This window comes from Candidatus Magnetobacterium casense (assembly GCF_000714715.1).
GTDB lineage: Bacteria > Nitrospirota > Thermodesulfovibrionia > Thermodesulfovibrionales > Magnetobacteriaceae > Magnetobacterium > Magnetobacterium casense.
In genome coordinates, this window is the sequence record NZ_JMFO01000012.1 from 1 (window position 1) to 23,446 (window position 23,446).

General features: G+C 47.6%; 23 protein-coding genes and 1 pseudogene. 14 read left to right on the plus strand and 10 right to left on the minus strand.

All coding sequences use genetic code 11. The features are described from left to right. Positions 1 to 156: 156 nt before the first annotated feature. Positions 157 to 867 carry an ISL3 family transposase gene (locus tag Mcas_RS18695; protein ID WP_200873661.1) on the minus strand — a complete coding sequence of 237 codons (711 nt, stop codon included), beginning with the start codon at positions 865 to 867 and terminating at the stop codon, positions 157 to 159. Next, the gene (locus Mcas_RS18700; protein WP_200873662.1) at positions 858 to 1,388 is read right to left on the minus strand and encodes a helix-turn-helix domain-containing protein; all 531 of its coding nucleotides are present in this window, start codon (positions 1,386 to 1,388) and stop codon (positions 858 to 860) included. Before Mcas_RS18700 ends, Mcas_RS18695 begins: the two co-directional genes overlap by 10 nt. A gap of 237 nt (positions 1,389 to 1,625) precedes the next feature. Between Mcas_RS18700 and Mcas_RS16595 the strand changes: the two genes are divergently transcribed. The 4 genes from Mcas_RS16595 to Mcas_RS08045 are packed head-to-tail and all read left to right on the plus strand — an operon-like array spanning position 1,626 to position 4,062. Further along, positions 1,626 to 2,090, plus strand: a complete 465-nt coding sequence (locus tag Mcas_RS16595) for a DUF1844 domain-containing protein (RefSeq protein ID WP_052567024.1) — start codon at positions 1,626 to 1,628, stop codon at positions 2,088 to 2,090. A gap of 24 nt (positions 2,091 to 2,114) precedes the next feature. Then, complete coding sequence (locus Mcas_RS08035) at positions 2,115 to 3,320, plus strand: glucose-1-phosphate adenylyltransferase (RefSeq protein WP_040335017.1); 1,206 nt, start codon at positions 2,115 to 2,117, stop codon at positions 3,318 to 3,320. Between the two features lie 27 nt (positions 3,321 to 3,347). Then, entirely contained in the window at positions 3,348 to 3,767 is a 420-nt protein-coding gene (locus Mcas_RS08040; protein ID WP_040335018.1) for a secondary thiamine-phosphate synthase enzyme YjbQ, read from the plus strand. Positions 3,768 to 3,792: 25 nt separating this feature from the next. Further along, positions 3,793 to 4,062, plus strand: a complete 270-nt coding sequence (locus tag Mcas_RS08045) for a cupin domain-containing protein (RefSeq protein WP_040335019.1) — start codon at positions 3,793 to 3,795, stop codon at positions 4,060 to 4,062. A gap of 263 nt (positions 4,063 to 4,325) precedes the next feature. Here the strand turns inward: Mcas_RS08045 and Mcas_RS08050 are convergent, their stop codons facing one another. Beyond that, positions 4,326 to 5,273, minus strand: coding sequence for a respiratory chain complex I subunit 1 family protein (locus tag Mcas_RS08050; protein WP_081853709.1), 948 nt, complete (start codon positions 5,271 to 5,273; stop codon positions 4,326 to 4,328). Between the two features lie 359 nt (positions 5,274 to 5,632). Here Mcas_RS08050 and Mcas_RS08060 point away from each other — a divergent pair, with 359 nt between their 5' ends. Further along, positions 5,633 to 5,923: a nucleotidyltransferase family protein gene (locus tag Mcas_RS08060; RefSeq protein ID WP_040335022.1), complete on the plus strand. Its 291-nt coding sequence runs from the start codon at positions 5,633 to 5,635 to the stop codon at positions 5,921 to 5,923. 38 nt (positions 5,924 to 5,961) lie between these two features. Then, positions 5,962 to 6,264: a HepT-like ribonuclease domain-containing protein gene (locus tag Mcas_RS08065; RefSeq protein WP_235203292.1), complete on the plus strand. Its 303-nt coding sequence runs from the start codon at positions 5,962 to 5,964 to the stop codon at positions 6,262 to 6,264. A 147-nt stretch (positions 6,265 to 6,411) separates the two neighbouring features. Here Mcas_RS08065 and Mcas_RS18485 read toward each other — a convergent pair whose 3' ends face one another. The 5 genes from Mcas_RS18485 to gmd form a co-directional block, all read right to left on the minus strand. Further along, a complete protein-coding gene (locus Mcas_RS18485; RefSeq protein WP_162176286.1) occupies positions 6,412 to 6,516 on the minus strand; it encodes an FG-GAP repeat protein in 105 nt (34 codons plus the stop codon). Between the two features lie 203 nt (positions 6,517 to 6,719). Next, on the minus strand, positions 6,720 to 7,250 hold the full coding sequence (locus tag Mcas_RS08075) for a Uma2 family endonuclease (protein WP_040335025.1): 531 nt from the start codon (positions 7,248 to 7,250) through the stop codon (positions 6,720 to 6,722). 307 nt (positions 7,251 to 7,557) lie between these two features. Then, positions 7,558 to 9,633: a hydrogenase 4 subunit B gene (gene hyfB / locus Mcas_RS08080; protein WP_052567026.1), complete on the minus strand. Its 2,076-nt coding sequence runs from the start codon at positions 9,631 to 9,633 to the stop codon at positions 7,558 to 7,560. A 9-nt stretch (positions 9,634 to 9,642) separates the two neighbouring features. Next, a complete protein-coding gene (locus Mcas_RS08085; RefSeq protein WP_156033271.1) occupies positions 9,643 to 10,578 on the minus strand; it encodes a GDP-L-fucose synthase family protein in 936 nt (311 codons plus the stop codon). Positions 10,579 to 10,610: 32 nt separating this feature from the next. Beyond that, a complete protein-coding gene (gene gmd, locus Mcas_RS08090; RefSeq protein ID WP_040335026.1) occupies positions 10,611 to 11,687 on the minus strand; it encodes a GDP-mannose 4,6-dehydratase in 1,077 nt (358 codons plus the stop codon). Positions 11,688 to 12,011: 324 nt separating this feature from the next. On the opposite strand from gmd, the gene tpx reads away from it, so the two are divergent. From tpx to Mcas_RS08120, 6 genes are all read left to right on the plus strand, one after another. Continuing rightward, positions 12,012 to 12,524 carry a thiol peroxidase gene (gene tpx, locus Mcas_RS08095; protein ID WP_040335027.1) on the plus strand — a complete coding sequence of 171 codons (513 nt, stop codon included), beginning with the start codon at positions 12,012 to 12,014 and terminating at the stop codon, positions 12,522 to 12,524. A gap of 228 nt (positions 12,525 to 12,752) precedes the next feature. Next, positions 12,753 to 14,336 (plus strand): ArnT family glycosyltransferase, encoded by a 1,584-nt coding sequence (locus Mcas_RS08100; protein ID WP_156033272.1) that lies wholly within the window; start codon positions 12,753 to 12,755, stop codon positions 14,334 to 14,336. Between the two features lie 153 nt (positions 14,337 to 14,489). Continuing rightward, positions 14,490 to 15,038, plus strand: coding sequence for a DJ-1 family glyoxalase III (locus Mcas_RS08105; protein ID WP_040335029.1), 549 nt, complete (start codon positions 14,490 to 14,492; stop codon positions 15,036 to 15,038). A 45-nt stretch (positions 15,039 to 15,083) separates the two neighbouring features. Further along, positions 15,084 to 15,371, plus strand: coding sequence for a YggT family protein (locus tag Mcas_RS08110; RefSeq protein WP_235203300.1), 288 nt, complete (start codon positions 15,084 to 15,086; stop codon positions 15,369 to 15,371). Positions 15,372 to 15,624: 253 nt separating this feature from the next. Beyond that, positions 15,625 to 16,068 carry an RpnC/YadD family protein gene (locus Mcas_RS08115; protein WP_156033273.1) on the plus strand — a complete coding sequence of 148 codons (444 nt, stop codon included), beginning with the start codon at positions 15,625 to 15,627 and terminating at the stop codon, positions 16,066 to 16,068. Positions 16,069 to 16,079: 11 nt separating this feature from the next. Beyond that, positions 16,080 to 16,397, plus strand: a complete 318-nt coding sequence (locus Mcas_RS08120) for a hypothetical protein (protein WP_040335032.1) — start codon at positions 16,080 to 16,082, stop codon at positions 16,395 to 16,397. Here the strand turns inward: Mcas_RS08120 and Mcas_RS08125 are convergent, their stop codons facing one another. Next, on the minus strand, positions 16,398 to 17,600 hold the full coding sequence (locus Mcas_RS08125) for an ISAzo13 family transposase (RefSeq protein ID WP_040335033.1): 1,203 nt from the start codon (positions 17,598 to 17,600) through the stop codon (positions 16,398 to 16,400). Positions 17,601 to 18,217: 617 nt separating this feature from the next. Between Mcas_RS08125 and Mcas_RS19420 the strand changes: the two are divergent. After that, positions 18,218 to 19,366 (plus strand): annotated as a pseudogene (locus Mcas_RS19420) (lectin-like protein); the annotation flags it as partial. A gap of 2 nt (positions 19,367 to 19,368) precedes the next feature. On the opposite strand, the gene Mcas_RS18810 reads toward Mcas_RS19420, so the two are convergent. After that, on the minus strand, positions 19,369 to 19,602 hold the full coding sequence (locus Mcas_RS18810) for a hypothetical protein (protein WP_040335035.1): 234 nt from the start codon (positions 19,600 to 19,602) through the stop codon (positions 19,369 to 19,371). Positions 19,603 to 20,833: 1,231 nt separating this feature from the next. Between Mcas_RS18810 and Mcas_RS18815 the strand changes: the two genes are divergently transcribed. Beyond that, the gene (locus tag Mcas_RS18815; protein ID WP_052567027.1) at positions 20,834 to 23,317 is read left to right on the plus strand and encodes an FG-GAP-like repeat-containing protein; all 2,484 of its coding nucleotides are present in this window, start codon (positions 20,834 to 20,836) and stop codon (positions 23,315 to 23,317) included. Positions 23,318 to 23,446 lie beyond the last annotated feature (129 nt).

A 23,446-nucleotide genomic window follows, 5' to 3' on the forward strand; every position in this document is an offset into this window, starting at 1 on the left:
AAAAAAAGTAGTGGCGGTTTTTTTAGCCCTCACAAATGTTTTAGAATATAGTTAGAACAAAAACCTAAAACACTGGAGGGCTATATGAATAATATAACAAACATAGGAGAAGAAACAAGGGATAGACTAATCTCAGAATAAAGGTTCCTTTTCATTTCAAGTGGGTAGCCCAATCTTAGTATAATCCAGCTTACCTGTTAGCATGTAGATAATAGTCTTTATGTTTTTGAATGTTTTATAACCTCTTGCCTTTGCTTTAGCTGCCTGTACCAGACTATTAAGTCCTTCTAATATTCCATTGTTTATTCTACTTTCATACCATCTCGTTACTCCTGACCAATGCCTTTTTATTGTTTTGGCTGCTTCATATATAGGCTTTAAGCGACTATGAGTTGCCCAAAAATACCACTTATGTAGTTTTAATTCAAATTCTTCTTGTGTCTGTTCTGTATAAATTGATTGAAAATTTTCACGTATATGAAATGCTCTTATAGTTTGTAAATTCAGATACGGCATTAATTCTATTTTCTTCAATTCTTCCTTCTGTGTTTCTGTTAATTCATCTCTATTTTTAAGAAATATATACTTTTTACCTCGAAGTATAATTTGTTCCTTTACTTCATTTCTCCTTACTTCATCTACTGCATTGTTTATTATCTTCATTATGTGAAACTTGTCAAAAGTTATTTCAGCATTTGGAAAAACCTCTCCTATTCCTTTTATAAATGCAGGTGACATGTCTATACTGGCATCTTTTATGTTTTCAGGTATGCCATTGTGATTTTCAAAATCTTCTTTGAATTGCTTAACTGTTTCGGCCCCTTTACCCTCAGTTACAAAAATAGTTTTTTTATCATCTAAATCCACAAATAATGTAACATAATCATGCCCTTTTTTTTGGATGTTTCGTCTACTCCTATTGCTTTTACATTGGAGTAATCTTCTAATTTTCTTGCTTCTTCTGTGTAATGATGCATGAGCCTCCATAGTTTGTTGTCATCTTCTTTTACAATTTGAGACACTTTGTTTACAGGCATTTCTCTACAAAGAATCATCATTAGAGAATCAAATAAATATGTAAAATCAGCACCACTACGAGCCCAAGGTATTTCTATCTGTAAAACTCCACATTCATTACAATCAGTCCTTGGTACTCTTGCTATTATATAACTCTCATATTCAAAAAAATTAAGATGTCGCCATTTCTTTTCAGTTGTGTCATAAGCTTTAGAATTGTTTCCACACTTACTACACTTGAATATACTACCTCTTGTAAAATCAATATGTATATCTATCACCTTTTCCACTTTCTTGAAATCTATAGATGTTACCTTCCACGGTAACTGTATATTTAGTGCTTGCTCAAATAAATTCTCCAACATTTCCATAACTCTATTCTCCTTACATGTTTTACCCTCATTGTACCATTACCCACTCACTTTGAGAAAGAGCCAAGGAAGTTATGTGACCTAGTCCGTTCTATAGTTATTGCACAGAAACATAAAAGACAAAGCCGTTTATTTTTTTATGGTACACGATAATTTTTGACACATGCAGATAATAAAGTGAGATGTTATGTTATAATTCTTAGGTTAAGTTATTATATATATTATTGAGGGGTACCGATGGACAGAGACGAAGAAAAGGGCTTTGAGTTTATAGACAAACGCAAACTCAGGCAAGATGAGGCACTGAGAGATGAACAACACATGCAGGAGGTAAGACATGAGGCTGTCTGTCATCAACACATGCACCCCTCCGAGGAGGACGCATATGCCACTGGTGGGCACACTGGCCACTGTGGAGGCGAGGCGCACGATGGCCAATGTGAGCACGATGTAATTGCGGAGGTCAGCTTTATAAACTTCGTGGCAAACATCAGCACGGATGTGATGGTTAGCTTGGGCCTGTTGCAGGACCACCAGGGACAGACCTATAAGGACATGGCAGTGGCAAAGTACCTCATCGACGTAATTGCCATGCTACAGGAAAAGACTAAGGGGAATTTGGACGACTCTGAGGCACAACATCTCTCCGACATGTTGTACCATCTGCAAATGGCGTACGTAAATATTGCCAATCAACCTTAAAATAAGCAAACAGGAGGTCTTTTTATGCATCCAAAGGTTTTGACATTGATATTGGCAGGAGGTGAGGGCAGAAGGCTCTTTCCGTTGACGGCGATTCGTTCCAAGCCCTCAGTGCCCTTTGGGGGTAGGTACAGGATTATTGACTTTGCCCTGAGTAACATCATTAATTCCGGGATGTACTCTATATACATGCTGGTGCAGTACAAGTCGCAGTCGTTGATCAAGCACGTGCAGGAGAACTGGAGTCATACGTCGGTGTCGCGTGACCAGTTCATAACCATAGTGCCGCCGCAGATGCGTAAGGGTACGGAGTGGTTCCAGGGCACGTCGGATGCCGTGCTGCAAAACGTCAACCTCATTCAGCAGTTTAATCCCACCCATGTGGTTATCTTTGGTGCCGACCACATCTACAGGATGGACGTCAGTCAGATGCTCGACTTCCATATTGCCAATGACGCAAAGGTCTCCGTGGCAGCACGCCCCGTGCCAATAGGCGAGGCTTCGGCGTTTGGGGTCATAAAGACCGCAGCAAATGGCCTGATTGAGCGCTTTGAAGAAAAACCCAAGAATCCATCCCATATGCCCGGCGATCCGACTCAGGCATATATCTCTATGGGGAACTATATATTTGACACTAACGTGCTTCTGGAGTCCCTGGCCGACGCTCAGAGAAAAAACGAGCATGACTTTGGCGGCTACATCCTGCCAAGTCTCGTTGGCAAGGTCAACCTGTTTGCGTACGATTTTTCGCTCAACAAGGTCCCGGGCACAAAGCCCTACGAAGAGGTTGCCTACTGGCGCGACGTAGGAACCATCAAGGCGTTTATGGCATCAAACATGGACATGCTTGGCGAGTATCCGGTCTTTGACATATCCAATCCCGGTTGGCCGATACATCCGGAGTTATCCCTGGTGCCACCGGCCAAGATAATCAGCGGTTCGATCAACAACAGCTTCATTGCCGACGGCGTTTACATCAAGGGTGCTACGATCACCAATTCCATTATCCGCAGCGGTGTAATCATCGAGGAAGGTGCCGAAGTCGAAAACTGTATCATCCTGGAAAGCGTCCATATCAAAAAGGGCAGTCGCTTGAAAAACGTCATCGTGGACAAGCACAACGTCATCAAGGAGTCCGAAACCCTGGGCTTTGACCCAAACAAGGACAGGTTCAGGATGCACATCGATGAATCCGGTATTGGCATCCTCCCCAAGACGTCGTTCAGCTAGACGCCTGACAGAGTGAAGGAGTCGTTTATGGAGATTATCAACGAGTATATCACCCTGAGCACCGGGGGCAATGGTGAGCTGATCGACCTCACGGGGCACTTAAAGGCCATCCTGGACAAGTCCGGTTTGGCAAAGGGCGTAATGACGGTCTTTGTGGTTGGCTCTACGGCGGCCATTACTACGTTTGAGTACGAATCGGGGTTGATCAAAGACATGACGGAGTTGTATGAAAAGCTGGCGCCATTTGGCAAGCAGTACGCGCACAATCAGACCTGGGGGGATGGCAACGGCTTTAGCCATGTCAGGGCAGCCCTGCAAGGACCGTCTCTGACAATACCATTTGACAACGCAACGCTGTTGCTTGGAACCTGGCAACAGGTGGTGTTGGCGGATTTTGACAACAGACGCAGAAATCGGAAGATTGCCGTCAATCTGATCGGGCAATAGCTTAAATACACAAAGGAGACAATACATGGCAGAAATAAAGATCAAAAAACCAACCGACAAGGAACTCAGTGATATGGGTGTGAGCAAGTGGCCTATATGGGAGAAAGAGGTCTCAACGTTTGACTGGTCCTACGACTCCACGGAGATGTGCTATCTGCTTGCCGGCAGGGTAGTGGTCAAAACCGACAGCGGTGAGGTGGAGTTTGCAAAGGGCGACTTCGTGACCTTCCCAGAGGGCCTCTCATGCACCTGGGACGTCAAAGAACCCGTCAGAAAGCACTACAAGTTCAAGTGAAAGCAACCTGAAAAAGAAAGGGGCGGTTTGTGGCATGGGTGCCAGCCCCCCTTCAGAATCCCCCAGCAAGGGGAGGGGGTAGCCCCTCACTCTACCGCATAATGCCTAAGAACTTATACAGCAAATCAAGATGTTATCACACCTCCAAGCCAAAGTCAACCGCCCCAATTGCCTCATCTAAAATCTAAGCGAAACAACACCTGTTGTCTCAGTTGTTAAAGAATCCTTAACAACTAGGCAGGTTTGGTCTAAACGGTAACTATTTACTCAAGTATGTAGAACGACAACATTCCCATGGTTGCCAGGAGGAAGCTGCTGCCGAGAAACTCCGTCAAGCGAAACAGTCGCATCTTTGCCAATCCAACCTCGATGAGTATCAACCCAACCCCTACGACTGCCAACTTGATAACCATCAGCACAAAGGTCATCAACACTGCCTTGACATCGGCTGTGTGCGCTATACCCCAAGGAAAGAACAACGACGTGGCAAGCATCACAAACAAAAAGAGCTTCATCATCTTGGCCCACTCCAGCAACGCCAGATGCCTGCCCGAGTACTCCAGGATCATCGCCTCGTGTACCATCGTGAGTTCCAGGTGTGTTGAGGGGTTGTCCACTGGAACTCGCCCCGTCTCTGCCAGGGCAACCATCACAAATGCCAAAAAGGCAAACACAATCGACGGCCTCAGCATAAACTGCGTATCAGCCACAGACTGTACCATCTGCGCAAGCGACGTTGACTTGCTTGCCAGCGAAACGGTGAAGATAGACATGAGCATGGCCGGCTCGCTCAACGATGCGATTGTCATCTCCCGGCTTGCCCCCATGCCACCAAAGGCCGTACCTATGTCCATTGCGGCAAGGGCCGTGAAGAATCGCGCTATCGTAAAAAACGCCACCAGTACAATGACATCAGCCGTGGCTGCCAGCGGGAGGTCTGCACACAGCATCGGGATTATTCCCCCCGGCAACACCGCCACGCCAAAAACGAGATACGGCGTAAAACGAAATATCCACGAGGCGTTTTCGGCAATGACGACGTCCTTGGCAAATAGCTTCAGTATCTCCCTGTAGGGCTGCAACAGTCCTGCTGAAGAGCGCCCTTGACTCCAGCACTTGAGCATCCGAACCCAACCCACAAATATCGGCGCCCCAACAAGCAAGATTACCAACTGCATGGCCTCTATGACCATCGGAAAAAAAAACCTCATAATATAAATTCTACAGTTAAGCAAGTGGAAAAAGCAAGACATCGAATCAGGGCAATCGCATTTATAGCGAGTTTCGATTGCGTGCAATCCCAGCCAAAAGCAGGGATATTTTCACGGTAAATCTGCTATATACTGATCGGATTCGAGTTTTTTAGGGCATCAAACTTGCTTGCATACAAGAAAGAAAGGGGCGGCTCCGCTTCTTTTTCGCTCCAGGACGCTCCTGGCCCCTTCAGAACCCCCTGCAAGGGGAGGGGCGAGGCGCCCCGGCCGGAAAGAAGCCCCCTTGACCCCATTATTTCACACTCAATTATCATGCCTGAAAAAAACCGTGTCATTTTAGTATACTATATATAATCATGTCTCTGAAAGATATTTTGATGACACTCGAAAATCTTAAAGATGGTATCAGACAAAGGTATAAGGCTGATATCAGGGGTGTTTTCGGTTCATATGTCCGCGGGCACCAAACTGTCGATAGCGATCTTGATGTGCTTGTCGAGTATGACAAGGGAGCAACTCTCATTGACCATGTAGGTTTATCGCTGTTTCTTGAAGAACACCTTGGAATGTCTGTGGATGTGGTTATCGAGAGTGCCATCAGAGCAGAAATAAGGGAAGAAGTTCTCATGGAAAAAGTATCTGTATGAGAAAGACTTCTCTGTACTTAAAGGATATGCTTGATGCAATGACAGCCATTGAGAGATTCGTCACCGGTATTGGATACGAAGAATTCAGAGATGATGACAAAACCTCCAGTGCAGTCATAAGAAAGTTCGAGATAATAGGCGAAGCGACAAAACATATTACCCAAGAAATCAGGATAAAATACCCACAAATACCGTGGAAAGAAATGGCTGGTTTTAGGGACAAACTTATTCATTTCTATTTTGGGGTTAATTTTGAGCTTGTATGGGATACGATTAAAAATGTCATACCTGACGTTAAGTTAGCTATTGAGGCTATTTTAAGAGAAAATGAAAGCAACTGAGTGATAGAGCGCTTCAGAAGACGTGTTTTGCCAGATGATGTCATACTTACCGTCCTTGTTAAAGTCTTCAACCTGCTTGATGTGCCAGTTGAGATCAGAGATCGTTATGGGCGACCCCATGCTTGATACGGAGATGCCGTCCATCAGTCAGATAGCGACCTGGCCGGTCCTTGAGTTTTGCCACAGGATGTCGCTCTTGCCATCCCCGTTGAAGTCGCCTACGCCCTCTATCCTCCAGTTTAAGTCTTCCACTTTCCCCGGTATACCTTGGCGGAAAAATGGCGCAGTACACCCGCTTTTAGTTACCAATCGAAGCAGCATGAGATCGGAAAAAACAGGGGCTTGGGAAAAAATTTTTACTAAAAGGGTGTTATATGTGAATGAGCGCAAGGGTCATGCCAAACCCCAAGCTCACAAAAATTATCGAGGTATGTAGACGATGCAGATCACACCTCCTAAAAAGCGAAGTCCCCAAACACGTCGGCAATGTCTATCTCCAGCCCCTCAATGACCTTGGATTTAACCACACCCTCACCCTCGGCTATGGAAAAAAGCTCGTATGCGTCTCCTTCAATGGTAAAGACCTCGATAGTCTCCAGCTCAGGAAAGACAATCCAGTATTCAGGGACTCTAAACCTTTCATATATCTTTTTCTTGGTTACGGTGTCTTTACCAACCGACCCCTTAGAGACGATCTCACAAACCATGTCCGGCACGCCACGTATATAGTCCTGGGCTATTGCCATATTTTCTTTCCTTACAAACAACAAGTCAGGCTGTATTTCTTGCTCGTTCTCTCTCAGGATAACGCTAAGTGGGGAAAGGTGCAACCTCCCTAACTTATTTTTTCTAACATAAGGACTTATTATGTCAGATAGATTCAGGACAATGTTCTGATGCTTCCTAAACGGACTAGGCCCCATAACTTCCACTCCATTGATTATCTCTGTCAAGTCAAAGTCTCTGTCTAATGTCTGCGTTTCCATACTGTTTATAGTCTATACACCATATACTCAAATTGTCAAGGGCTTCGGGGTGGAGGGGTGCATAAAAAAATGGTGGCGTTTTTTTTAGCCCTCATCCAGATTAGACTGACAATCTATCCAGACTAACTGAACGAGGGGGAATATAAAAATCTCACATCCATCTTTATTGCAGAACGTGAGGGACTATATACTATATTATAGTTTATACATAGTATGCTAAAGTTGTCGAGAGGACGAATTGCCTCATGTAAAACAATGCCTGACCGGGTGCATAAATCTTTCATGGGTAACAAGAGTCTTTATACCCTCATCGCAGAAACACCAACAGCGCCAGGATGACAACAAAGGAGTAGATCAGGTAGACCTGTATGCGTCCCAGTTGCAGCATACCGACCCTCCTTGCCAGATAGAAGGCCGCATCAATCACGGGCCTGTACAGCCACACCCAAAACAGGTCACTGATGCGCAGGTGGTAGTGAAACCTCTGCGGAAATACCTTGTTTGCGGCATGTGCGGTTAGCCTGAAGCGTTCCCTGATGCTGAAGAGGAAACCAAAAATGCGACGTATGGGCATCGAAAATGACGTTGCGTTGTACTGCATGGAGGCGGTTAGTTTTTCGAAACCGCAGTCCCAGATTGGCACCCGTTTGAGCTTGTTGTGCCGGACGTGCAGGAGCAGATACGTTACCATGACGATGAAAAATATGCCGATAAAGACAATTGGCCCTGAGTATGACGCCCGTTGTGGTTGCAGCGGGATGAGCCACAGCCATGCCGGTGCGATGTTAAGCCAGGGGTCGCCGACCCCATTGGGCGACGACGTTGCAATCGTGGCGGAGGTCAACGCTTGCGCTACAGGGTTTAGCCATGCGATGGTAAAGGTTGGCAATACGCCGAGGACGAGACATGCCGCAGCAGTCAGTGTCATAGCTATAAGCATGGGGCGGTTTGCGTCGTGTACGTGTTCTATGTGTTGTCCACGGTAATGCCCCAAAAACGTAACCCCAAAGGCCTTTACAAAGCACGCCCCGGCTAAGGCACTGGTAAGGGCCAGGAGTGCCGCCCCCATGGGGATCAGGAGTTTCAAGAGCGTGTTGGGCAGGGATGGCGACAGCAGAAATGCCTGAAACGTAAGCCACTCCGATACAAAGCCATTTAGCGGCGGCAGTGCCGATATAGACGCACAACCCACCAGAAACACGGCAGCCGTCCAGGGCATCCTGTGTATAAGCCCGCCCATTGCATCCATGTTGCGTTGTCCGGTGCTATGCACTACAGCCCCGGCGCCCATAAACAGCAGTCCCTTAAATACGGCGTGGTTTATCGTGTGATACAGGCTTGCGATCAGGGCTATGCCGGCCAGCATGGGCAGTTGGTACGACTTAAAGATCATGGCCAACCCTATGCCAATCAGGATTATGCCTACATTTTCGACCGACGAGTATGCAAGCAACCGTTTCAGGTCCACCTGCATCACCGCATACAGCACGCCCATCACGGCCGACACCAGCCCCAGCGACAAGACGATGGCACCCCACCACCACGGAAAATTGCCGATGAGATCAAAGGTCACACGCAATATCCCATAGATGGCCGTCTTGAGCATAACGCCGCTCATCAGCGCAGAGACGTTAGACGGTGCAACCGGATGTGCCTCCGGCAACCAGGCGTGCAGGGGGATCACCCCGGCCTTGGCCGCAAAACCCGTAAACGCCAGAAAAAATGCCACCGCTGCCATACCGGAAGATAATCGTGCATTACGCATTGCATCAAACGTATACACGGCAACACCGTCATATCCGGTGGCGTTGCTTGCCATGACGCCAAAAGACAGCAGAATACAGGCCGCCCCCGCCACTGCAACTATAATGTAAAGCAGAGCAGCCCGTCTGTTTTGTGGGTGTTCATCCTCAAACATCACCAGAAAGTACGAGGCAGCCGCCATCACTTCCCAGCAGATCAGGAAAAACACGGCGTCATCGGCCATCACCACAAGCGACATGCCCGCCAGGAAGAGGCAGTAAAACACCACAAGGGTCGTCACAGACCTCTGCCCCAGGTATCCCTTGACGTAACCGATGGAGTACAACGACACAAAGAAGGACAGCAATCCGATAACCGTAAGAAAAAAGCCTGCCAGCGGGTCAAGTCTCATGTGGAAGTTTAGCCCCGGTAGTCCCATCAGCAGGGTGATCTTGCCCGTTATCCCTCCGTTGACCGTCCACCACCCGGCTATCAGCAGCAGGAGTGAGGCACCTGCCGCCAGCACAAACGAGACGTTTATCAGAAGCCTCTGCCGGCGGCCCAAAGACACAGCCATCAACGCCGCCACAAGGAGCAGTTGTACCGCGGCACTGGCCGTATCAATTGGCGCAAAGGGCACTAGGGTTGCTTAGGAGCAGTACTTTCTGAGGTAGAAGTCATATATCTTCTTCAATCCTTCATCGAGTGAGATCGAGTGATGCCAGCCCAGTTTGTTTAGTTTGCTGACGTCCATGAGCCTCTTTGGCATACCATCCGGTATGGTGTAGTCATAGGAGATGATGCCTTTGTAGCCAACGGTTTCCTTGATCTTGACGGCCAGCTCCCTGATAGGCAGGTCTTTGCCTGTGCCAATGTTTAGGAAGGGTTTTTCGTTGTAGTTTTGCATTATCCAGAAGATGGCGTCGGCCAGGTCGTCAACATAGATGAACTCACGTTGTGCGGAGCCTGACCCCCACAGGGTTATCTCAGGGAGGTTGTTGACCTTTGCCTCGTGCATCTTTCTGATCAGAGCAGAGATGACGTGGGAGGAGTCGGGGTCGAAGTTGTCGTTTTCACCGTATGTGTTGGTTGGCATACAGGAGATGAAGGTCTTGTGGTATTGTTCATATATTTTTTCACAGAGTTTTATGCCGGCGATCTTGGCTATAGCGTAGCCTTCGTTTGTGGGTTCGAGCTTACCCTCCATGAGGTAGTCTTCGCTGATTGGTTGCGGGCAGAGGCGTGGATAGATACAGGCACTGCCTAAAAAGAGCAACTTCTTCACTCCGCTGAGGTGTGCCTGCCATATGACGTTGTTTTGTATCTGGAGATTTTCATAGGTAAAATCGGCTGAAAATGTCATGTTATGCTTGATCCCCCCGACCTTGGCGGCACACAGGATGACAAATTCCGGCCTCTCTGCCATGAAGAAGTCCCGTACCATTTGCTGGTTGAGCAGGTCTACCTCGCCCCTGGTCTTTAGTATGAGGTTCGTGTAGCCATCACATTGGTATCTGCGTACCACCGCCGAACCAACCAAACCGGTATGACCGGCAATATATATCTTTGAATTCTTGTTGATCATTACCCGTTTAAGTCTCCCTTGATAAAGTAGAGTCAACCGCCTGATGAGCTATCTGCAGATGCAGTTTTTTTGATCAGGGCAATTTCCCTGTCATAGTCTGCCTGTGTCATGATCTCCACCAGTTCTTTGAATTTGACCTTTGGTTGCCAGTTTATCTTTGCCTTTGCCTTGGAGGCGTCACCTATGAGGTTATCTACATCGACGGGTCTGAAGTATCGCGGGTCTATTTCGACGACGACCTCTCCGGTGTTTCTGTCGATAGCCTTTTCATTTATGCCAACGCCTTCCCATGCGAGTCTCATATCCAGGTATTCTGCCGTAAGCTCAACGAACTCACGCACCGAATGTGTCTCACCTGTGGCAATGCAATAGTCGTCTGGTTCGTCGTGTTGCAGCATCATCCACATGGCCTCTACGTAGTCCTTGGCGTAGCCCCAGTCCCTTTTGGCATCCATGTTACCGAGGTAGAGTCTGTCTTCCAGGCCCAGTTTTATCCTGGACATGGTCCGTGTTATCTTGCGTGTTACAAAGGTTTCTCCCCGTCTGGGCGATTCGTGGTTGAACAGGATGCCGTTACAGGCAAAGAGTCCATAGCCTTCCCTGTAGTTGACCGTTATCCAGAATGAGTAGGCCTTGGCACAGGCGTAAGGGGAGCTTGGATAAAACGGGGTCGTCTCTTTTTGTGGAACCTCAGCACCCTTGCCAAAAAGCTCGGAAGAAGATGCCTGATAAAATTTGGCATCGAAGGCAACGGTCTTTAATGCCTCAAGGACTCGTACTGTCCCCAGGCCGGTTATATCTCCAGTGTACTCGGGTATCTCAAAGCTGACCCGCACGTGACTCTGGGCTGCAAGGTTGTAGACCTCACAGGGACCTATCTTTCTGACCAGCTTGGTTATCAGGCCACCGTCGTTGAGGTCGGCATGGTGCAGATACAGCTTCCTGTCGTATATCTTAGGATTGTCTATCAAGTGGTCTATGCGACTTGTGTTTGTGGTACTTGAACGTCTTACGAAGCCATGCACCTCGTAGCCCTTATCCAGCAACAACTCTGCCAGGTAACTGCCATCCTGTCCTGTGATACCAGTGATCAGTACCCTTCTTAGCATACTCCTTCCGTTTTCCGATCCCAATAAAATCTCATCGTTGTCTTGTATCTGTCTAGCCAATCTACAAACTTTAGCACTGCCTCTATTTTAACGCTACGCGGAAGATATGTCAAGTACACGAATTGCCTGGGTGCATAAATTTTTGGTGGCGTCAGGTTGCATCCTTTAATGTTGTTATATGAGGTTTATATAATTTCGTATAGATTTTAGATGAGGCAATTCGACTTATTGACAAAAATTAGTGACATATGATACACTAATACAATTATATTTTAAGATATAATTTGCTCTCTAAATCTTAGAAAAAAACAGGAGGCCCAAGACATGGAAAGAAAAGGTGTGATTACATTTCAAGGTAACGGATTAACCCTCGTTGGCTCCGAGGTAAAAGTGGGGGATAAGGCACCGGATTTTACAGCCCTCGATAACGGCTTAGGCCCGGTAGGACTAAAAAACTACGCTGGAAAGGTCAAGGTCATAAGCGTAACACCATCGCTTGATACTCCCGTGTGCGACATGCAACTGAGGAAGTTCAACGAGGAGGCCGCAAAGCTCTCAAAAGACGTCGTCGTCATAAACATCAGCATGGACCTGCCATTTGCAAACGCCAGATTCTGCACACACGCCGGTATCCAAAACGCCATAACCCTTTCCGACCACAAGGACGCCTCTTTTGGTATGGCCTATGGCGTTGTCATCCAGGAGTTAAGACTGCTCAGTCGTGCAATCTTTGTAATTGACAAGACCGACACCATCAAATACGTCGAGGTAGTCCCCGAAATCACAAACCATCCGGACTACGACAAGGCCCTAGCCGCCGCTAAACAACTGGCGTAATAGTTCCGTGCAAGACCATGTATAATCACCCCCATGTTAAGAAGGGGTCAAGGGGACTTCTTCGTGGCCGGGACGGGTGCGACCCGCTGCGACAAGATTGCGCCTCGCCCCTCCCCTTGCAGGTGAGTCTAAGGGGGGGCAGAGCCGCCCCCTTCTTTCTCTTCTGCTCTTAACGTGCGGGATTACACTCGTGACATAGGGAAAGGGTATCAAATATCGCTGATATCGTTGGTTGTTATTGTACCCTTTCTCCTGACGAGATTGCCGTTTTACCTGTACTACCCCATGGTAACGCTTACCCCCGATAGCTGGACATACTCAAAGTTGGCCTTCAACATCCTTGAGGGTGTGTTGCCGCAGTTTGACCACCGCACGCCGGGATACCCGTTGTTTATTGCGCTGGTGTTTAAGCTCTTTACGGGTACGAATCTGTCGTTGGCCATGGCCCAGAGCCTGGTCTGTTTGGGGGCAATGCTGTTGTTTGTCTACGTGACCTTCAGGCATTTTGGTGCACGGACAGCCCTGTGGACAGCCCTGGCACTAATAGCCGCCTCCAATACTATCACCTTCGTATGGTCTGAGACAACGTACATGACGGAAAGCCTGTACATCAGCTTTTTAATAATGTCCCTGGCATGTCTGATACACGCACTGCACGGCAGAAATGCCCTCTGCTGGGGCATGACATCCCTCCTGATGGGCTATACCGTCTGGATACGACCAAGTGGATTGTTTTTGGTTATCCCCATGTCTTTGACTACTGCCTATATCATAAAGAACTCCTATCTCATGAGGTCGGCTCTGGCCTTTGTCACCCCCTTTGTCCTGATGATATTGTCCCTGGCCACGTACAACCTCTGCACCATTGGCTCATTTACGCTATCCCCATTTGGGGCCAACAACATCTTTGCCGTAACGATGCCATTTATGGAGACCCCCAAGGGCCTCCCGCCGCAGGTCGGCAAGGCCTTTACCGATAGCGTCGCACCACGGATACCTCCCAACGCCAGGGACACCATCAACAACTCCTGGAACGTCAGGGAACTGCACGACGCCTTTTTTGCCGTCTATCCACAGAACCTGGCTGTCACGCTCGAACTAAAAAACATCCTGCAACCATCCCCGGGTACCGCTACCCCACTGATGGGCCTCTATCCATACATGAACGACATTGCACGCACTTCAATAAGGGCACACCCGCTCTTGTATGCAAAGTTTGCAGGGACTATGTTTCTATACTACTTCCTGAATGTCGGAGAGGACGAGGCCGGTCTTACGGCCAAAGAGGACATCTACAATTCCGTGATCCGATACAATATCTATACGCTCATCTCACACTACAACACCATGAAAACGGCAACCACCTCACAAAACGCCGCCATCATCAGGCAGACCCTCAACGAGTACGCAGACCCCTTTCCACCCAAACACCCTTTCTACGCGATGCTCCTGGGCAAGCAGGGGGCCGGCGTCAAGCTCGAACTCCTCCTTGTCCGCCTCAAAGAAACGGGGTTTCAATCCCTCAGCACGTCGTATCTGAGATATCATAAGCTACTGTTTAAGAATATCGTCTGGGTGATACTGTACCTCCTTGCATTTTCCTACGGCATCTATGCCTTGTGCAAGGGCGGGTTCTCTGATGCACCGTCACTGATCGTCGTGGTGATTGGCAGTGTGCCTGTGCTTTCGGCACTGCTTGGCAGTCTGGTGTCGGTGGCCTACATACGTTACAGCTACGTGGTGGAGTTCTGCTACTACCTGACCGTGGCCCTATTGCCAACGCTGCTCATACGAAAAAAAAGAGTACAATAAAACTTACCCCCCTTATATTATAATTAGTCCTGCTGGTCTGATGTAATTGTTGTTTACTTAAGTTGTTGGTAATTATTATAATACAGCAGTTGTGCAATGAGTATTGCGTGCATTTGGATATAGCTTTGTAAGCATAAAATTTGGAGGTTGACAATGGAAAGGGTCTTATTGCTACTGGCAGAGGGTTTTGAGGAGCTGGAAGCGGTTACGATCGTTGATGTTCTCAGACGTGCTGAGATAGATATCGTCACGGCTGGTCTTGGCGATGGTGTGGTGACAAGCGCAAGGCGCATAAAGATAGTCCCCGATATGCAACTCAAGGATGTAGACATAGAACGGTTTGATATGGTGGTGCTTCCAGGTGGTCAACCCGGCACCGATAATTTGGCCAAGGACGAACGTGTTGTGCGCATAGTCAGGGCCATGAACGAACGGGGCAAGTATATCGCCGCCATATGTGCCGCCCCCTACGTGCTGTCGGAGGCCGGTGTGCTCTCCGGTAAAAGGGCGACAAGCTATCCAACGTTCCAGGAAAGGCTGAAGGCGGCAGAGGTGGTAAAGGACAAGCGGGTCGTCAGGGATGGCACCGTGATTACCAGTCAGGGCCCAGGGACCGCCATAGATTTTGCCCTCGAACTTGTTGAGATATTTAAGGGCAGCCAAAAGGCACAGACCATCCGACAGGCGATGCTCTGTGCGTAGGCCGGCAACGATAGCGACAACAAAGGGGAGGCTGTAGTGTTTGTAATGGGAAATTTATTATTAGCGGTTGCCCAGCTCCTTGATATGTTGCTGGGGGCCTACACGTGGGTTGTGATAATTTCGGCCCTGATCAGTTGGGTAAACCCCGACCCATACAATCCGGTTGTGAGGTTTCTGCGTTCGATAACAGAACCGCTCTATAGACCGATCAGGAGTAAGATAGGTCTCCTTGGCCCCATGGATGTCTCCCCCATAATTGTCCTGCTTGGTGTGCATTTCCTCAGGGTATTTCTTGTGGGGTCGCTGGCAGGGTTTGCACGTCGGATGATGTAAGTCTTTGCTGTATGGCCTGATATGTGACATGGAGCAGATGTCTGAACCTTGATTTAACGGATTAGAGGATTTACAGGATTTATCAGAGAAGGCTTTATCCCTTTTCCGTGGTAGTCCCTCCGTCCGTTTGGGGCTGGTATCGCCATCATGCTTCAGGCGTTTTTTTAAAGTGAATGGGTAGCACTCCGGTTGCAAATATCAGCAATCTAAGATTTTTCGGTAATTTCTTCCCCGGTATAGTATAATAATAGTTATGGATACACCGACAGGTCCAGGGAGCTACGACAAGCTCATGAAGGAGCTTCTTGAAAAGATCGAGCAACCCCTGATAGAAAAGGTCTTGGGTATTAAGGCCGATAAGATCAGCAAACTCAACGTCATAACGCAACTAACGGACGAGCGGGAGGCGGATTTTGTCATCAAGGTGGAAAACCGTGATGAACCGTTCTTTATCGCACACGCTGAGATTCAGAGTATCAATGATTCGAAGATGCTAAAGAGGATGCTGCGGTACTTTGTCCATCTCTATTCGGTGCACGAGGTCATAATAAAGCAGTACGTTGTCTTCATCGGCAAGGACAAGATGGCTATGAACAACGCCTTGGATATGCCCGGTGTCCACTACGAGTATGAACTTATAGATATAAGGCTATCCCCTGTGAGCGATTTCTATACTCCGGCGTGCCTCAGGAGATAGCGATCTCGATATTGTGTGACAGAGGGGCTCGCAACGAGCGATCATTTGCAAGGGAGATATTAAAGGAGTTGGTGGCGAGTGTTATCGGAGGCTTGGACCTGTCAATGTATATAAAGGAAACAGAGGTCTTTTCAAAGTTGAGGGACATGCAACAGATCATAATAGAGGAGGTGGATAAAATGCCGATAGTATACGACCTGGAGACGGATATAAGGTTCATGCAAGGAGTGCAGAAGGGTATAGAAAATGGCCGGGTAGAAGGCTTGTCAGAAGGTCAGGTAAGAGGTATGCAAAATTCGATTGAGATTTTGCTAAGTAACTGTCCATAATTAACTTGAACAATTAGGTGCTATAGTATAATTCCATTCACCATGAAATGAAGCCTTAGTTAAATTAACTTTGTCAAATTCTTCATCAGACACCTTAATTCCCTTTGAGTAAGCAGTTGTATCCAGTTCTGCCTTGATCTTTAAACCCTTATTTGTTGTGGTGCTACCTATTAGATTTACGATTATCTCATGGCTTGTCAAAGGCTTACCACGCCAGTTCATGCTTATATGGCAGAACATTCTATGTTCTATTTTATTCCATTTGCTGGTTCCCGGTGGAAAGTAACAAACCGATATGTTTAAACCTGTTTCGTTTGCAAAACGTTGGAGTGCAACCTTCCACAAACGGACACGATAGCCATTACTGCCCCCGCAATCAGCAGTAATGAGAAGTGTTTTAGCATTGGGATAATGTTCACACCCCATTTTACGCCACCAGCGGCGGATACTTTCCACTGCAAACTCCGAAGTATCGTTATCTGTACCAACACTTACCCAGCCTATATTTGCGCCTTGATCGTATACCCCATAGGGATTGACCTTACCAAGTTCCTTGTCGGCAAAGTCATGATCCCGTACCACATCGGGTTGTCCCATCGGTTGCCATTCACGTCCCGCATTTTTAAAATCACCTACAAGTTCCTTCTTTTTGGTGTCCACAGATATTACTGGTTCTTGACGCTGTTGGAAATCAACCACTTGCTCGTTTATGTATCTAAACTGAGCATCGCGGTCGGGATGGTCTGAACCCTCACGTATCTTCCGGTTCGCTTGTAAACTGTACCCCAAACCAGACAGCAGGTGGGCAACTTTTTGTCTACCAATCACATGTCCTTGGTTTTGAAGAGCAACAGCAAGATTACGAACACTCTTACAGGTCCACCGTAATGGAGACTCAGGGTCTCCTCGGGTAACCGGATCTACCAACCCCTCAATATCTACAAGCACGGATGGGTCTGTTTCAACAACCGGCTTGCGTCCACCTCCAGGTAAACGTATCTTCTTTTTCCCTTTTGAAGGTTTTTCCTTTGATTCAGCAATACGTCTAATTCCTTCATATATCGTTGTCCGCGAAAGACCAGTAGATCTGGAAACTGAAGTAACTCCTCCTCGTCCCAATGCCTCGGCTTCCACTGCAGCCCACATTCGTCTGCCTTGTTCGTCTAAAACATCTTTGAGTACTTCAAATTTTCTTTGTATCATAAGTTCGGTATCGCTTTGCACTTTTTGATCATAACATATTTAGACACCATTTGTACAAGTTATTTGTGGACAAATCCTAATAGGGTGAACATAGATAACGGATTCTGAAGCAATCACCCCTAAAAACCCGTGAACAAAAATTCACTTGACACCATTTTCCCCTTCGATTATAATAACCACATGACAATCACGAAGGGGTCAAAGATGATTGAACTCAAGGCAGGGTGCCCAAGCACCACCGTGGCATCGGCCTGTCTGGCAACGTTCTTGCCACACACACACACACACACAATGCAACGCTAGTTTTAGCTGTTTTCTTATCACCAACCCCGCGATTTCCATCATTACGTCTTCCACTATGGGGGGTGAAAATTGTCCGAGTGTCGCCTATGGATATACCCTTGATTTTAGCCATTTTACGCAATCAGCAAATAGAATAGCCCGGCCAGTTTCACTGGTCACAGAGTACAAAAGAGTCCGAATTGTTTTTGGAGGAAGTTATGTTCAGGAGAGATAGCAACCGCAAAGAGAAGAGGTATCCCCAGTTCCACAGTATGAATGTTTTAAGATGGTTGTTTTTGTGTGTCATAGTTTTTACTATGTTAGGTGGGCTGGCAATGGCTGATTCAGGCAAAATCACTAACCCTGACAATAATCACAGCTATCAAAGAATTGAGACAAGACAGACATGGGATCGCGCTAAGGCTACTTGTGAAACATTGGGTGCTCACTTAGCAACCGTAACTTCAGCCAGTGAAAATCAATTTCTTCTCGATAATCTCTGTTCTACCGGTAATATAGGAGACTATCGTTGTTGGCTTGGGGCAACGGATGCAGGTAGCGAAGGCACTTGGAAATGGGTAAATGGTGAGACGTGGAGTTTTATAGATTGGGGTTCTGGTGAACCTAATAACCAAGGAGAAATTGAGCATTGCCTGGTGTACAAAAATAACAAATGGAATGATACTGAGTGTACATCTGACTATTATCCACTTTGCGAGTGGGAGCCAACGCCATGTGTAATAGGAGACGAAGCAGGAAGGAATACACCTGAGACTTTTTATTACGATATGGGGAGTAACGCAGGGACATTTACTTTTCAATACGATACACGCACGGCAAAAGACGATATTGTTGTATCATACGAAGGTCAAACTTTATACAATACCGATTGTGTTGGAACTGAAGGTTGGAAATCTGTTGATCTTTCCTTCTCTGGAAGTTCTAGCGAAATCAAAGTTGTTGTTACTCCCAACTGTGTAGGAAATCAACCAGGTACTCTATGGTATTTTAAAATCACCTCGGCTACCTGTCCAATAAAACGTCCAACCCTGACAGTTACAAAGTCCGGTACAGGCTCCGGGACGGTGACGAGTTCGCCATCGGGGATCAACTGCGGCTCGACGTGCTCCGCTGGCTTTGCTAAAGACACCTCCGTAACCCTGACCGCAGCGGCGGACTCCGGCTCGACCTTCACCGGCTGGAGCGGCGACTGCTCCGGGACGAGCGCAACCTGCACGGTTACGATGTCGGCGGCAAGGAGCGTAACGGCGACGTTTACGGGAGGGGGGACACAAAAATACACGCTGACCGTTACCAAATCCGGTTCAGGCACAGGCGTTGTTACCACTTCAACCGGATCGCTCACATGGAACGGCAACACGGGTACAGCCACTTATGACCCAGGCACACCAGTTACCCTATCGGCAAATGCAAACTCAGGTTCGACCTTCACCGGCTGGACCGGATGCGATTCCATAAGTGGCAATCAGTGTACCGTCACGATGTCGGCGGCAAAGAACGTTACGGCTACGTTTACGGGAAACACGGCTACCTGTTCAGTTACGGTAGGGAGTTTGGTGGTTAAGAGCGCCACCTGTTCAGAATCAGCATTGGGAAAACATACGATGAGCAATTCTATAACGATTGCAAATTCATCTTCATCTAACACACCCGTATTGAAGGTTGACAGCGGCAGTGTTATCGTTGACGCTTCATCCAAGACACTTAAATCTTCGGGCAAAGAAATGCTTTATGCAAGTTTTGGTTCGGTTAGTCTAGGGCAGGGGTTTGATTTTGACGTAAGCGGCAATGAACTGACTAACAGAGGTGACGCTTTAGATGTGCCATCAGATAGCAAACTCACGGAAAAAATCTATCGTATACAAACATATCTTAATAAGATTACTATTAAGACTGATTCTGCGGAGGTAGAGGGAAAATTCTCATTGATAGACCACTTTTCGGATGCATTTGAAATACTTGGTAGTGGTGCAGGAAGTATTGGTTATAGTGCGAGTATTTCTCAATCTACCGGCATTAAGATTACTGGAATGGAATTTGAGGGAGGTAAGATAGGCTTAAAAGGTACTCCTATAGTCTTAAAGGACTTAGTCTTGTCTTTCAGCAGTGATACACTTACGGCTGGTGGTGGTTTTGAGATAAAGCGCATAAAAACAGGGATAAATGGTGGTGCATTCAGTCTGACAATTAAATCTGGCAGCATAGAAGCTTTAACACTTGAGGTAGACGGTAATGTTCCAATTGGCTCCGTGTTTTTTATTAATGAATTAGAAGGTGGAGCTGAGGGATTTAAGACGCCGCCTGTAAAAGTTCATCTTCGAGGATTATTTTCTGGTGGACCAGATATAGGTGGCTTTAAGTTTGTATGTCTTGATGTAGAAGGAAAGTTAAGTTTTGACAGCGTTTTATCGGGTTCAGCTAGTGGCGGTCTATTATGTTTTGATGAAGGCAACGATCAAGGTTTAATTAGCAAAAATGGGGCAATTGGCGCTATTGCTGAAGCATCTATTGATTGGAAAACCCCTTCTCTAACGGCTAATGGAAAGTTAAACTTCCCCTTTGATGTGTTGAAAGGTAATGCTAAATTTGCACTTGATAGTCAAAGCATAAATGGAAATGGTGTTTTTGATATTTGTGCTCCTGATGTTGTACCCTATATTGGGGGTAAATGTGCAGCACAAACAAAGGCTATTCTTAACATGAAAGGCGCTGGCGGAGAAATAGCTGTATGGGGTGATTGGCTGCATTTAGCATATGCCGTAGAATGGAAGATAGCACAAGCAAAGAGCTTGAAAGATACAGCAAACTATATCCATGTAGGTACGAACTTAGACACATTGGGAGTCAAGCAGCAATCTGCATTCAGGTACGTTGAAAGGGGTTTGCAGAGCAGAGCTATAACGACAATTTCTGTGCCTGGCGGACTTAGTGTGGTATTAATAAGACTGGACTGGCAGACAGGCTCAACGGATTTCAACGTTACAATGCCTGACGGAACTAAGATAACACCTGCTAATGCGGCAAACAGCCAGACATATGTTTATCAAAAGCTATCGAACGAGGCATGGTATGCTATCAAGAATCCACCAGGTGGTACGTATACCATAGAAATCGGTGATGATACCTCAGCAGCCAATGATGTTCGTTCAATAGGAACGTATCAGTTGAGTTATCACTCTTTGACCAATCCATCTACTATAAAGGTAACCTCTCCAGCTACCCTTACTACGGCATCAACAAGTGTAAACATCCAGTACGATGCGCACGATAGCGATGACACAGCCAAGATATCTCTGTTCTACAGCAAGGACAATACCAGCGCAAATGGTATCCTCATCGTAGATAACCTTGTTGAGCAAGACGGATCGGGTAGTTATACATGGGATGTAAGCAACGTGCCTAATGGAACGTACTATGTCTATGCCTTGATAGACGATGGCAAAAATGCCCCCGTGGTCAGTTATAGCGCCGGAGCGGTAAAGGTTTCTCACGGCACTACTACAGCAACACCGGCTAACCTCAAGGCCACGGTAACTGGCAATCAGGTTGATCTGAGTTGGACAGGCGTAAGCAAGGTTGCTGGTTATATAATCCACTACACAGACGATGTTAAGCAGCTCACATATAAGGACAGGATTGCCGTTGCCAGTAATGCTACTTCGTATTCGATGAAGAACTTAAAGAGCAATACAACGTATAGGATAACAATAACGTCATTTGATGACAATCTCATCGAAGGTGATGAGGCAACACCCGTAACAGCTTATATTGCCGCTGTAGCAACACCAACAATAGTTTTGTCAACAGACACCATAGACTTTGGAACTACCGTGGCAGGGACAACATACACAAAGAAGTTCACCATATCAAACACAGGCAGTGCAGCACTGACAATATCAGAGATGTTTACACTTGGCACTAACTCAAGTGTCTTGACGTTAAACCCATCCAGTCTACCGATGCAGATACAGAGTAACGCAAGCGCTGAGATAACTGTTACGATGGTAGCTCCGAGTACCCAGTTAAGTGCCTCCATCGTGATAAACAGCAACGATCCTATCAATCCTTCAATGCAAATCTCTGCTACAACGGTATCAACGCAGTCCACAACCTACGCCCTCACCGTCACGAAGACCGGCTCCGGCACGGTCACAGCCTCAACGGGCACCCTCACCTGGAGTGACAACACCGGCACGACAACCTACAGCAGCGGGACGTCCGTTACCCTCACGGCAACTCCAACGCAGGACTCAAAGTTCGGGGGCTGGACGGGATGCGACTCCACAAGCGGCAACCAGTGTACCGTCACGATGTCGTCAAACAGGGGCGTCTCCGTCAGCTTTACACAGGGCGTCTGCCTGCTGTGCAGAATCCCCAGGATGGATTTTAATGGTAACGGCAAGAGCGACATCCTGTGGCGCAACATGTCAAACGGCATAGTCTACACGTGGCTCATGAACGGCATCAACATAGCAAGCGGCGGTTCACTGGCAACGCTCGGCGACGAGTGGCAGATCGAAAGCATGGGCGACTTCAACGGCGACGACAACACGGACATCGTCTGGCGTAACACCTCAACCGGGATGGTCTACATCTGGCTCATGGGCGGGGCTACGGTAGCAAACAGCGGTTCACCGGCGACGCTCGGCCATGAATGGCAGATCGAAAGCATCGGCGACTTTAACGGCGACGGCAGAAGCGACATAATGTGGCGCAATACCTCAACCGGGATGGTCTACACGTGGTTCATGAATGGCGCAAACATAGCAGGCGGCGCCTCACCATCGTCGCTGTCGCAGCCATCGGCGGTTGACTCTGCCTGGCAGGTGGTAAGCTCAGGCGACTTTGACGGCGACGACACAAGCGACGTCCTGTGGATAAACACCTCAACCGGGATGACCTACATATGGTTTATGAACGGTAAGGCTGGAGGTTCCCCGGGGACGGTTGGCACTCAGTGGCAGATTGCGTGCGTGAGCGACTTTAACGGCGATGACACGACCGACATCCTGTGGCGCAACATATCAACCGGCATGGTCTACATCTGGCTGATGAACGGTGCAACGATAGCGGGTAGCGGTTCACCGGCGACGGTTGGCCTGGAGTGGCAGATAGTCAACGTGGGCGATTTCAACGGTGACGGCAAGAGCGATCTCCTGTGGCGCAACACCGAAAACGACATGGTCTACACATGGTTGATGAACGGCACAACCATAACCGGCGGCGATCTGACGGCCAAGGCCGGCACTCAGTGGCAGATCATAAGCGTTGGCGATTTTAATGGCGACGGCAAAAGAGACATAGTCTGGCGTAATACCGCAACCGGAGAGATATGCATCTGGCTCATGGATGGCACGCAGTTGTCGCTTGGCGGCTTACCGGCGGTGCTTGGTACGGAGTGGCAGATTCAATAGGCAACTGATTCGGTAGCACTATGGGGGTGGATATACTGCCATCCCCTCCCTTGCCGGGATGGGGGTAAGGTTGCGCAGGAAGGGGTCAAGGGGGCTGGCCCCCTTGCAGGGGGTTCTGAAGGGGGGCGG

What these genes read in the sequence shown, in the direction of transcription:
- Mcas_RS18700 (WP_200873662.1), bottom strand. Translation starts at nt 1,388, where the DNA reads ATGGAAATGTTGGAGAATTTATTTGAGCAAGCACTAAATATACAGTTA.
- Mcas_RS16595 (WP_052567024.1), top strand. Translation starts at nt 1,626, where the DNA reads ATGGACAGAGACGAAGAAAAGGGCTTTGAGTTTATAGACAAACGCAAA.
- Mcas_RS08035 (WP_040335017.1), top strand. Translation starts at nt 2,115, where the DNA reads ATGCATCCAAAGGTTTTGACATTGATATTGGCAGGAGGTGAGGGCAGA.
- Mcas_RS08040 (WP_040335018.1), top strand. Translation starts at nt 3,348, where the DNA reads ATGGAGATTATCAACGAGTATATCACCCTGAGCACCGGGGGCAATGGT.
- Mcas_RS08045 (WP_040335019.1), top strand. Translation starts at nt 3,793, where the DNA reads ATGGCAGAAATAAAGATCAAAAAACCAACCGACAAGGAACTCAGTGAT.
- Mcas_RS08050 (WP_081853709.1), bottom strand. Translation starts at nt 5,273, where the DNA reads ATGAGGTTTTTTTTTCCGATGGTCATAGAGGCCATGCAGTTGGTAATC.
- Mcas_RS08060 (WP_040335022.1), top strand. Translation starts at nt 5,633, where the DNA reads ATGTCTCTGAAAGATATTTTGATGACACTCGAAAATCTTAAAGATGGT.
- Mcas_RS08065 (WP_235203292.1), top strand. Translation starts at nt 5,962, where the DNA reads ATGACAGCCATTGAGAGATTCGTCACCGGTATTGGATACGAAGAATTC.
- Mcas_RS08075 (WP_040335025.1), bottom strand. Translation starts at nt 7,250, where the DNA reads ATGGAAACGCAGACATTAGACAGAGACTTTGACTTGACAGAGATAATC.
- Mcas_RS08085 (WP_156033271.1), bottom strand. Translation starts at nt 10,578, where the DNA reads ATGATCAACAAGAATTCAAAGATATATATTGCCGGTCATACCGGTTTG.
- gmd (WP_040335026.1), bottom strand. Translation starts at nt 11,687, where the DNA reads ATGCTAAGAAGGGTACTGATCACTGGTATCACAGGACAGGATGGCAGT.
- tpx (WP_040335027.1), top strand. Translation starts at nt 12,012, where the DNA reads ATGGAAAGAAAAGGTGTGATTACATTTCAAGGTAACGGATTAACCCTC.
- Mcas_RS08105 (WP_040335029.1), top strand. Translation starts at nt 14,490, where the DNA reads ATGGAAAGGGTCTTATTGCTACTGGCAGAGGGTTTTGAGGAGCTGGAA.
- Mcas_RS08110 (WP_235203300.1), top strand. Translation starts at nt 15,084, where the DNA reads ATGGGAAATTTATTATTAGCGGTTGCCCAGCTCCTTGATATGTTGCTG.
- Mcas_RS08115 (WP_156033273.1), top strand. Translation starts at nt 15,625, where the DNA reads ATGGATACACCGACAGGTCCAGGGAGCTACGACAAGCTCATGAAGGAG.
- Mcas_RS08125 (WP_040335033.1), bottom strand. Translation starts at nt 17,600, where the DNA reads ATGATACAAAGAAAATTTGAAGTACTCAAAGATGTTTTAGACGAACAA.